Raw genomic sequence first — 10,923 nt, forward strand, 5'->3', positions numbered from 1 at the left:
CCGCATCAAGGGATCCCCTACCGAAGGCAGGTCGGCCCTTTTCGCAAGCTATATGCCAACCTCGCGCGGCATGATGCGGATTGATGCTACGCGAGGCCGCGACCTGCCTGATTGCTAACTTCTAAATCATTTACTGTATTGCACTTAGAAAGCCATTTGGAATAGTGCAAGCATTTTACGTCGGCGCCTCTGGATAATGCTTCGCCTATCCCAAACATGCCTTGAACAGTGGCAAGCACGCGCGATCCTTATGCAAGAGGTCGTGCAGAACAACGGTCAGGTTGGCAGGCGATGGCTGACCGTGGTTCGCCAGAAACTTTGCTCTGCTTCAGGGTTAGGAGAGGCAAGGGGGGCATGCCGACCGTTTGTTCAGGAGGGAGATGTCTGGGCGGCACTACATTTGCATTGGCCGTCGCATTTTGCTACGACACCCATTACCACTCAGCCGATCTGCAAATCGCGATTAGATGAGTCTGTTTCTGGCAAAACAGACCGCTCCCACCGCGTACACGTCACAAAATCACGATCTCAAGGCGGCGGCTCCGGCCGTAATTCTCGGATGATGGATTTCAGCACCTATCACCAGGGCTCGGCTTACGACGAAACGTTTATTGACGGCGGCAACCCCCGGCCAAGGTGCGAGCCGCTGGTTCGCCGGCTGCAATCGCTGACCCTCGCCGAACTGCAGCGCCATCAAAAGGCGGCCGACGGCGCTCTCTGGAATATGGGCATCACGTTTAACGTGTATGGCCATGAAGCCGGCCTCGAAAAGGTGTGGCCCTTCGATATTCTGCCGCGCATCGTCGGCGGCGAAGAATGGCCGCAAATCGAGCGCGGATTGCAGCAGCGGATTCGTGCGCTGAACCATTTCGTGCAAGACATCTATAATGGCCGCAAGATCTGCCGCGACGGCGTCGTGCCCGAAGAACTCGTCGCCACGGCCAAAACGCTCCGCCCGGCGTGCAACGGCATGACGCCTCCCGAAGGTGTTTGGTGCCATGTCACGGGCACCGATCTGGTTCGCGATCGCGATGGCCAGCTTTATGTGCTGGAAGACAATCTGCGCTGCCCGTCGGGCGTTTCATACGTGCTTGAGAATCGCGAGGTGATGAAGCGCACTTTTCCGCAAGTGTTCAACGGAATGCGCGTGACGCCGGTCGAAGATTATCCCGAAAAGCTCTTAGACACGCTGCTGCACACCGCGCCTCGGAATAGCGACGCGCCCACGGTCGCGCTGCTGACCCCCGGCGTTTACAACTCCGCCTATTTCGAGCACTCATTCCTGGCCCAGCAGATGGGCATCGAACTGGTCGAAGGGCGCGACTTGGTGATTACCGGCGGCTATGTGCATATGCGGACCACCACCGGACTGCGACGCATCGACGTGCTCTATCGCCGAATCGACGACGATTTTCTCGATCCGCGCTGCTTTCGCGAGGATTCGATGCTCGGGGTGCCAGGCTTGATGGAATGCTATCTGGCCGGCCGCATCACGCTGGCCAATGCCCCCGGCACCGGCATCGCCGACGACAAGGCCATCTATGCCTACGTGCCGCAGATCATTCGCTATTATCTCAACGAAGATGCAATTCTGCCCAATGTGCCGACGTTCGTCTGCTCCGATCCCGCGCAATGCCAGCATGTAATCACCAACATGCACGAATTGGTCGTCAAGCCGACGAACGAATCGGGTGGATACGGCATCCTGATGGGCCCGCAAGCCTCGGCCGAAGAACGCGCTCGCTATTGCGACCAGATTCGCGCTAATCCGCGGAACTATATCGCCCAGCCGATGCTGACGCTTTCGACCGTGCCGACGATGGTCGACGATCATCTCGAAGCGCGGCATGTTGATTTGCGGCCGTTCGTTTTATATGGCAAGGATATTTACGTCTTGCCCGGCGGTCTGACCCGCGTGGCTTTGCGCAAGGGCTCGATGATCGTAAACTCGTCGCAAGGGGGCGGCAGCAAAGACACCTGGGTGCTCATGGATCATGCCGCGCAAAATGGCGATCCACCATCGCTGAGCCAGTCGCAATCGCTATTCGCTACGACGTAAAGATCTCGCGCGGAGACGCGGAGACAGCGGAGAAGAAAGCAAAGGCGAGCACCGTGGTTAATCAATTTGGCCTGCCGTATCCGATCACAACTGGAGCGTTATCCTCTGACAATTCTCTGTTCCGTCGTCTCCGCGCCTCCGCGTGAGATCTTCGTCCGTAATCGTATGCCGTCCCTCACCGTCCAGGATTCATCGTGCTGAGCCGCGTTGCCGAGTCTGTCTTTTGGATGAATCGCTATCTCGAGCGGGCCGACAATGTCGCGCGATTCATCGACGTCAACGAAAACCTGACGCTCGATCTGCAAGGCACGCTGACCGAACAGTGGGCTCCGCTGGTCTACACCACCGGCGATCACGAATTGTTTTTCGCCCGTTACGGCGAATCGTCGCGCGAGAAGGTGATGCACTTTCTCACGTTCGACCCCGAGAATTCCAACTCGATTCTGATGTGCGTGCAACGGGCGCGCGACAATGCCCGGGCGATTCGCGACATCATTTCCTCGGCAATGTGGGAACAAATCAATCGCTTCTACCTGATGATGCGCGACGCAGCCCGTTCAACCAGCGTCGAATCGATCCGCCACACCGTCGAGCAGGTCAAGCTCCACAGCCATCTGATTCAAGGCGTGACCGAAACGACGATGTCGCACGGCGAAGCCTGGCATTTCGGCCGCATGGGCCAGCTCTTGGAACGGGCGGATAAAACCTCGCGAATCCTCGACGTGAAGTACTACATCCTCTTGCCCGACAGCCGCGATGTCGGCACGCCGCTCGACGTGGTGCAATGGTCGGCTCTCTTAAAATCGGCCAGCGCCCTGGAAATGTATCGCAAGCGCAAGGGGCGAATGCTGCCGTCGAACGTCGCCGAGTTCTTGATTCTCGATATCGATTTTCCCCGGTCGTTGCGGTTTTGCCTGGTGCGCAGCGAGCAATCGCTGCATCAAATCACCGGCACGCCCCCCGGCTCGTTCAACGACCGTGCGGAGCAGCATTTGGGCCGGCTGCGATCGTCGATGGACTACACCAGCATCGACGACATCATTCAGCAAGGCCTGCACGAATTCATCGACTCCTTCCAATCGGAACTGAACCGCGCCGGCGATGCGATCCACACCGTCTTCTTCGCCCTGCCGCCGCAACCATCAATGAACGGACAGCAGCAGTCGATGGCATAAGGGGCTGCTTTTCGTTTGGGCAGAATGGCCCAGTCGCTTCGCCGGGCCGGAGGGGTTGAATCTCATCCTTTGGCGACTGCCAGTTTCCAATGGCCAACTCGCGCAATCGCTCACGCTGCCACGCCGGATTCGAGATAGAAAATCATCGACCACAGGCGGTCCACTTCGCAGCGTTCGATGACCTCCAGCGGTTTTAGGCCGCCGAACGCTTCATTCGGTGCGTCGAGCCAGCCGGGAATCGCGTTTGCTTCGACGACCTCTGCAAGCTTTCGCTGCAATCGATCTGTCTCGCGGATTCGTCGCAAACCGGGCTCCTCCGGTTTGCCGCCGCTTTCCCAATTGGCAATCGCCCGCTCGGAAAATCCGGTAAGTCGGGAGAATGTCTTTCTGTTGAGGCCGAGTTTCTCTCGAAGCTGGGCAACTGGATTGGCCCGCGCGCTGCGGCCGGTCGGCGACTGTGTCGCCTTCTGGCCCTTACCGAATTTTTGTGAAAATGATCATCACCATGACGCGGCTCACCGGCGTTGAACAGTTGCGCTGTATTATTGCCCCGACGGCGGGCGTTGCATTTCGAACGGATCGTCGCTTTGCGTGTAATACGATCCGCCGAGGCGGCCAATCGCGCGCAGCTTGCGCGGGTCGATGCGGCCGCGGGCATCGAGAATGCGGTCGTCAATGTTCATCAGCAGCACTTGGCCGATGACCAGGTTCGCCGATTGCGGCGCCGCGCCGATTTGCAGAATTTGCAACAGCCGGCATTCGAGATGGACCGGCGATTCTTGAATCCGCGGCGGCTTTACCTTGAGCGATGGGGTGGCGGTCAGCCCGGTCAGCTCGATCTCGGATTCGCCGTGCGGCAAGCCGGTCGACGAGAGATTCACCTGCTCGGCCAATTCGGCCACGGCGGCGTTGATCACGAACTCGCCAGTCTCGGCGATATTGCGCAGCGTGTCTTTCTTGCTGCCGTCGAGCTTGCGGTTCGGCGAAAAGACCACCACTGGCGGCGTGCCGCCGAACGTGTTGTAGAAACTAAACGGCGCCAAGTTGGCTCGCCCTTGCCGGTCGATGCTGGTTACCCACGCAATCGGCCGCGGCGTCACCACGCCGACCAGCGCACGATAAACGGTCTGAGGATCGGTTTCGGCGACATCGATCAGCACGCTTGAGTCTCCTTCTCGACGGAGCGGTGTGAGCGGTCCCATTTTCCCAACGCCGGCGTGATCCACAAGGCGTCGAGTCGAGTGCTATCGACGAGAATTGTCCGACGGACTTGCAGCGGCGCGCGAAGTGTCCGTGAAATCTTTCACGAGGCGCCGCGCAACAGCAGAACGTTTTACCCCAATTCTTTTGACTTTCCTGCGATCGAACCGCTATGCTTCATGCGGAGCAAATCTGTTCGGCAGGCGATCCGAGGCGGGCGCTGACACGAATAGCTCGGCAGAACGGCTGAGACCATTAGCAGCGGCCGGCGCACGCCAAATACAGTGAGAAGTGGTAGGCTCGAGCGGCGATCGTTCGCATCGCCGTTGCGCGGGCGAGACGAGTCGAGTGCCTTCATCGTTGATGGCGCTCGGGTTCGATTTGAAACACGCGTTTCTTTTCTCACAAAGGGTCCGGCCATGCTTCTGCAAGACATTCTTCGCCACAAGGGCAACGCGGTTCATACGATCCGCCCACAAGCCACGCTCGACGAATTGGTGCGCTCGCTCGTGCAGCGCAATTGTGGCTCGCTCGTCGTGACAGAATCCGATTCCTCCGCGCCGATGCTCGGCATCATCACCGAACGCGATGTGCTCCGCGCCTGCGCCGCGCATCCGGGCGGGCTGGGAGCGGTCAAAGTCGCCGACGCGATGACCATCGACGTCACCACCGGTTCGCCGAGCGATTCGGTGGAAGACACGATGGGCGTGATGACCGAGGAGCGAATCCGCCATCTACCGATCGTCGATCGCGGGCGGTTGGTTGGCATCGTTTCCATCGGCGACATCGTGAAAGCACATCACGACAACCTGACGCTGGAAAACCATTACCTCAAGTCGTATATCAACGGCGAAGAGGATAGCGTCAGCGCGGCGGTTGCCGTGAAGGCCCGGCCACGCTGATTTCGTGATCGCGTCGCGCTATCTCCCGGCCTGGGATGGTTCGGCGGAAGATTTCTTCACCCGCTTGAGGTGGGCGTCGTCGAGTTTGTCGACCGACCATAGCAGACCACGCGTGACCAGATCGAGATAGCGCGGATCGGCAACGGTTTGATCGTTGTGGCCGATGGTGGTGGCAAACACGCGCGTTTTGCCCCGGTAGAAATTCGTCCACACCACGACATAGTTGGCGGTCGTCGATTTGCCGCTCTTGTCCTTCGTGGTTTGCTTGCCGCGAGCCAGCCCGTGGGCCGTGTCGAGCACCTTCCCGGCCGCGTTGTTGTAAAGCTCTTCGCGAATCGTCGTCCAGTCGGCCATACCCTTCGTGATCGGGCTCGATTCGTCGACGAAATGAATAGCGATCGGCGCCAGCGCGCCGTGGGCCGTGCTCGGCAGGCCCGTGAACTCGAACCACGGCGTCATTTTCGGCCATGCATCTCTGCCGTAGCTGTGAATCCCGCAATGGAGCACGACCGCCGGCAATCCGCCGCGATGCGGCTTCAGGATTCGATCGATTGTCTCGGGATCGGTCACCTTGCCGGAGCATTCGTCGTGAACGACCACATCGAAATCCTTCGCCCAATCGGGGGAATCGTAGACCGGATTCTTATGTTCCTTCGTCGCCACGGGATCGTAGGCGATCGTGAATTCGACGTTTGCCCGTTCGGAGATTCCCTTGGTAAGAATCTCCTTTTGCTGGGCGTAGTCGTGGCAGCAGCCGCCGCAGACCAAGAGAGCCCGGATTGGCCGCCCCTCCTCCGCCGCTTGCGCCCCGGCATCGCCGAAAGACGCAAGCGAGGCTACCAAGAGCAGCGAAGTCGAGAAGGCCATGCAAGATGAACCAGCCGAGAACCAACGGTGCGACATCGACCCGCCTCCTTTGCTTCAAAAGCCGGACAATCAGGGGCACCGCGAGCAGCGAGTGCCTACTTTGACTGGCCGAACGGTGCCCGTCAACCTATTTGCCCGACCCCTAAGGAAATCTCACACGGAGTCGCGGAGAGAAGGCTGAAGCGGCGGGCAAGCGATCGAAGTCTGACCGGAAATCGGGCGTCAGCCGAATTTCTGTGGCGGCGTTTTTGTTTAGCATCCACCGCGGCTCCGCGGGGAGAAAATCAAACCGCCTAATTGCCGCCCATCGGCAGTCGCCGCATTTCACGGCGGGACGACGGCGAAATCTGATCGCGGGATTCCGTCGAGCGTCTTTTGATCGATCGGCAAATGATCGAGGATCAGCTCGGGCGGCGTGTGCGTGATCCAGTCCGAAAGCGAGAAGTCTTGATAACGCTGCGCCTTGAAGAGTTCCAGGAAAATCAGATCCGTCGTGCCGGTGTTTTCGATGTAATGGCCCAAGGTTCGGGGCACATAGCCCACGTCGCTGGGGCCGAAATCGGCGGTGCGCGCCTTGCCGGCGTTGAAAAACACCGTCATCCGCCCTTTGCCTTGCAAATAGTATTGCCACTCGTCGGAATTGGGGTGCCAATGAAGCTCCCGCAATCCGCCGGGCTTCACCTTGACCCACGCGACGGCGATGTTCGTGGCGATGGTGAAATTGGTTGAATCGGCAATGCGCACCTCGCCCGACCCGGTTTTCTTCGCCGGCAAGGTGTTCTGCAATCGGAAAGTGAACGCTTCCGGCGAGAGTTTGCGCGAATGGGCCGCGGCCTTTTTGTCGTCGGCCAACGTGCCGGGGATCTTGCCCTGAAAAATATATTTCCCCTCCGGCGGCAAGCCGGAAATCCCTGAGAGCGCCGCTTGCGACACGCTCCAATCCTTCCCAAGCACTTCGCGCGGAGTATGGAGCGCCCAATCGGTTAGAAGAGTCGTGTCTCCTTCGGAAAACTTGCCGTCGTCGAACACGAGCAAGAATTCGCAGCCGTCCGGCCCGAGGCCTTGGATCGAGTGCGGCTGCCCGGCGGGGAAATACCAAAGATCTCCCTCCGCGACATCGCCGACGAACGGGCGGTGCTCAAAATCGAACGTCGTCAGCCGTGCATTGCCGCTGAGCATCAGCGCCCATTCAGCCGCTGAGTGCCAATGCAATTCGCGAATTCCGCCTGCCGTTAGCCGCATGTTTACCCCCGCCATTTCCTTGGCGATGGGAAAATCGTTCACGTTCACCTGCCGGGTCCAACCGCCCGTCTGAATGCGGCGATGCGATACGGAAAACGAGTTCCAGAAGCTTTGCACTTCGCCATGGTCGCTGGCGGGGGGCACATAACTGTCGGGATTCCGCGCGTCGAGCGATTTGCTCTGCGGGCCGAGATCGCTAGCGACCGGCCGACCCTGCGATTCGGTTTCCGCTCCGCGACTCGGCTGCCCATAACCGGCGATCGCTGCGCCGGCAAGCGACGCGGCCGCGAGCCCGACGAATTCGCGCCGTGAGCGGGCATTCTGAGCTTCGATCCGCGGTGCAGCATGCTCCGCCATGACAGAGTCAGCATCTCGCGCTCCGCGAGCCGATGTGTCGAGTTGGGACGAAGGGTTTTCTAACATGGCAAGCTCTTGGGGTTCGCTGTTATCGGCGTGATTTGGGCCGGAGCGGTCGTCGCTGGACCAAATCGGGCTACGCACCGTGGTCGATCGCCGCATACGGCCAAAATGCAACTATCATGCCTCGACGCAGCCGGCCTTCGACCGCGATTAGCTTGTTTGGCGCCGTTTCAGATCCGCCTTGCGGCGAAGTCGTCGATTCGCTACAAGTTCCGCCCTAGTCCTGCGCCCGTTCGTCGGCGGCTCACGTTGCGGATTTAGCGGGTCATGCATTTTCCGAGGTACCACCGCGATGCAGCGAACTTTGGCCATTTGCGCAAAACTGGCGATTTTCTCCACCGCCTCATTCGTCGGGTTTGCCGCATCGTTCTCGGCCAATCGTTATTCATTGTGTCAACCGCAGGCCCTTGCCGCCGATGACGGCACGGCGTTCACCGACACCCGACCGACCCCCTCGCTCAAAGACACACTCGATGCCGGGCTAAAGGCTCGGCTTCCCGAGGAATTTCAGTTCGTCGATCGAGTCGTCCGAATGGTCGACCGGAGGCAACTTTCGCTTGAAATGGTGCAGAGCACTTTTCTTTGGGCCCGCCGAAAGCCGAAATTTCAAATGCAGTATTTCGAGCACGCGCTAAGAATGCGGGCCGAAGAAGTTGGCGTTCGGCTCTGAGCCGGCTCCTCCCAAGCGGCGCAATTTTCGACGGGAAAGTGGTCCGGCGGCAGGGCCGAGTCGGTTAGGATAGAGGCGCTTTCGCATCCGCCTCTTCCCGAATCGTCGAAGTCGGTCGACCGACCATGACCACGCCGCGATCTCAAAAGAAAAAACTCGCCCGCAGCGCTCGCGGCAATAAAGGCGCGGCATCGCGGCCGCCACGGCAGCCTACCCGCACGCTGATTACCGGCCTGCTGTGGATCGTGTTCATGCTGGTCGTCTGGTTTCAAGCGCCGGGCGTTCGCTTGCCGACGTTTTTCCAGCGGCTCGTCGGCATTGCCGACGCGCTGCTGACGATGCTCGTGGTGATGTTCGCGATTCGCGAATACGGCAAGCGCCTGAATCGCGTGCCGGTTCCCCTGATGGGACGCGTGAGCACGAGTCGCGTGGCCGGCGCGCTGGTCTTCGTCGCGGTGTTCGCTTGGTGGTTAAGCCCTTGGGCGCCCATTCCGGCAGGACAACCGGAACCCGACTTGTGGCGGTTGCTCGAGGCAGGGCTGAATCACCCTGCTTTGCAAATTGTCGACACCAATCTGGCGACGCTCGTTCGGCCCGCTCCGTCGTTCGATGCCCAGCAAGCCGCCAAGACATTCGCCACGCATGCCGACCCGTTACGCAGTGCTTTGGTTGCGATCGCCTCAAGCAAGTTCGACGAAGCCGAAACGCTCTTGAGCCGGGCGCCGGTTGGATCGGGTGCGGATCGAGTTCACGAGATCCGCGCGCAGCTCGATCTCTACCGCGGCCAATATGCGGCCGCGAGCCGCCGCTATCTTGAAATGCTGCAGATCGAGCCGCGGCGCGAAGATTTTTTGGCGCATGGAGCCTTCGCCGCTGCGCTCGGCGGCGAGTTCGCCACAGCCACGGCCAGGGCACGGCAACTACTCGAACAAGCGCTTGCCCGCAGCCGTGTATCATTGCGGACGGTCGAGGCCGCGAATTTGCTCGCCACCGTGCGTCTCTTGGCCGGCGACAATGCCGAAGCGCTTCGCGTCAGCCAATCGATGGCGAGCCGTGGAACTGAAATCCCGACGCCCCACGATGCCTACGGCGCACCGCTTCCGCAAGATCCCGCGTTCGTGAACAATGCGGCCGTGATTGGGTTGCTCGCCGGCAGCAATCCGTCGACCCACGCATCGCCGGCGAGCGAATTTGCGCTCGCCAAAGACCTGTGGCTCGATCGCGCATCGGGGCGAAGCCAGCCGAACGACGCCGCCGAGCCGCGCGCCGCGTTGGCCCGCTACAACCTCGGGGCAGCCGCGCTCTATCAAGCGCGCTACGACCAAGCCGCGGCGATCTTGGCGGATTCTTTGGCCGCCTGGCGGAATTTTTCGAACTCGCCGCTGCGAATCGGCAGGGAGATTAATCTCAACGCGATCGCGCAGCTCGACCTCATCGAGGGCCGATGGTCCCGGGCAGAATCCAAAAGCCGCGATGGAGCCGATTCACCTTCCGCTTCCGGAGCGGAGGATCCGAGCCTGTCGGCATTCAAAGCAACGGGTGCCCAATTCGAGGCGAGCGCTGGGCATTACCGCCGCGCAATCGCGAGTTTGAGCGGCTTGATTCGTGAAGCCGAACTCGGCCACGACGGATTGTCGAGCAATCATCCCTATGTTGCAATTCTCATGCTTCGCCTCGCCGACGCCCTTTTGCAGGCCGGCGACAATGCTCGGGCTCAAGCAACCGCGAGCGCAGCGCAGCGAATTCTGGAAGATGCGGGTCTTGGCGCGTCGCGATCGGCGGCCGACGCATTGCGGATTTCCGGCTTGGCTCTGTTGCGCCAAGGAAACCGCGAGAATGCCGAGCGGCAATTCGATCGGGCAATGAAACTGCTTCGTCCATTGAAAGAGAATCCATCGTCGGAAAGCAGCGTCGCGCTTCCCGCGACGCCCGAATTTGCCGCTTTGCTCGCTGCCGAAGGCGAGCTAGCCGGCGAACTGCAAAACTACACCGCGGCCACCGACGATTATCGGCAAGCCCTCGACGAACTCGACAAGCTGTTTGAATCACAGGCGGCGAATCACCCGTTGCGAGCCGATTATCTTCACGCCCTGGCGATGCTATTGGTGCGTGAAAAAAAACCGGCCGAAGCCAAACCGTTGCTCGAGGAATCGCTGGCGATCGATCGCCGCGTATTGGCGCCGGGCCATCCGGCGACGGTCATGGTGATGGAAGATCTGGCAAGCCTGCTGGAGAAGATCGGCTCGACCGAGCAAGCGGCTAAGCTGCGAAATGAGGCAAAGCAGCTTCATCGCAAGCCTGCGGAAACACATTGATCTTGCAATCCAACTTTCAAACCGCAGACGGCCGCCGGCCATCCGCTAGCGGCCTTTTCCGTGCATCTTGACA

9 protein-coding genes are annotated in these 10,923 nt (G+C 60.1%); 5 read left to right on the forward strand and 4 right to left on the reverse strand.

The features are described from left to right. The first annotated feature begins 559 nt into the window (after positions 1-559). Both VHX65_16205 and VHX65_16210 read left to right on the forward strand, forming a co-directional pair. The gene (locus VHX65_16205; protein ID HEX4000097.1) at positions 560-2,059 is read left to right on the forward strand and encodes a circularly permuted type 2 ATP-grasp protein; all 1,500 of its coding nucleotides are present in this window, start codon (positions 560-562) and stop codon (positions 2,057-2,059) included. 194 nt (positions 2,060-2,253) lie between these two features. Continuing rightward, a complete protein-coding gene (locus VHX65_16210) occupies positions 2,254-3,234 on the forward strand; it encodes an alpha-E domain-containing protein (protein ID HEX4000098.1) in 981 nt (326 codons plus the stop codon). Between the two features lie 110 nt (positions 3,235-3,344). Here VHX65_16210 and VHX65_16215 read toward each other — a convergent pair whose 3' ends face one another. Further along, on the reverse strand, positions 3,345-3,539 hold the full coding sequence (locus VHX65_16215) for a hypothetical protein (GenBank protein ID HEX4000099.1): 195 nt from the start codon (positions 3,537-3,539) through the stop codon (positions 3,345-3,347). A gap of 237 nt (positions 3,540-3,776) precedes the next feature. Beyond that, positions 3,777-4,394: a flavin reductase family protein gene (locus VHX65_16220; protein HEX4000100.1), complete on the reverse strand. Its 618-nt coding sequence runs from the start codon at positions 4,392-4,394 to the stop codon at positions 3,777-3,779. Positions 4,395-4,853: 459 nt separating this feature from the next. Here VHX65_16220 and VHX65_16225 point away from each other — a divergent pair, with 459 nt between their 5' ends. After that, positions 4,854-5,336, forward strand: a complete 483-nt coding sequence (locus VHX65_16225; protein HEX4000101.1) for a CBS domain-containing protein — start codon at positions 4,854-4,856, stop codon at positions 5,334-5,336. A gap of 18 nt (positions 5,337-5,354) precedes the next feature. On the opposite strand, the gene VHX65_16230 is transcribed toward VHX65_16225, so the two are convergent. Both VHX65_16230 and VHX65_16235 read right to left on the reverse strand, forming a co-directional pair. Then, positions 5,355-6,239 carry a ThuA domain-containing protein gene (locus VHX65_16230; GenBank protein HEX4000102.1) on the reverse strand — a complete coding sequence of 295 codons (885 nt, stop codon included), beginning with the start codon at positions 6,237-6,239 and terminating at the stop codon, positions 5,355-5,357. A gap of 288 nt (positions 6,240-6,527) precedes the next feature. Further along, positions 6,528-7,802, reverse strand: a complete 1,275-nt coding sequence (locus tag VHX65_16235) for a cupin domain-containing protein (GenBank protein ID HEX4000103.1) — start codon at positions 7,800-7,802, stop codon at positions 6,528-6,530. 355 nt (positions 7,803-8,157) lie between these two features. On the opposite strand from VHX65_16235, the gene VHX65_16240 reads away from it, so the two are divergent. Further along, positions 8,158-8,535 carry a hypothetical protein gene (locus VHX65_16240; GenBank protein ID HEX4000104.1) on the forward strand — a complete coding sequence of 126 codons (378 nt, stop codon included), beginning with the start codon at positions 8,158-8,160 and terminating at the stop codon, positions 8,533-8,535. Positions 8,536-8,660: 125 nt separating this feature from the next. Next, the gene (locus VHX65_16245; GenBank protein ID HEX4000105.1) at positions 8,661-10,850 is read left to right on the forward strand and encodes a tetratricopeptide repeat protein; all 2,190 of its coding nucleotides are present in this window, start codon (positions 8,661-8,663) and stop codon (positions 10,848-10,850) included. The last annotated feature ends 73 nt before the right edge of the window (positions 10,851-10,923 follow it).

Source organism: Pirellulales bacterium, from assembly GCA_036267355.1.
GTDB lineage: Bacteria > Planctomycetota > Planctomycetia > Pirellulales > DATAWG01 > DATAWG01.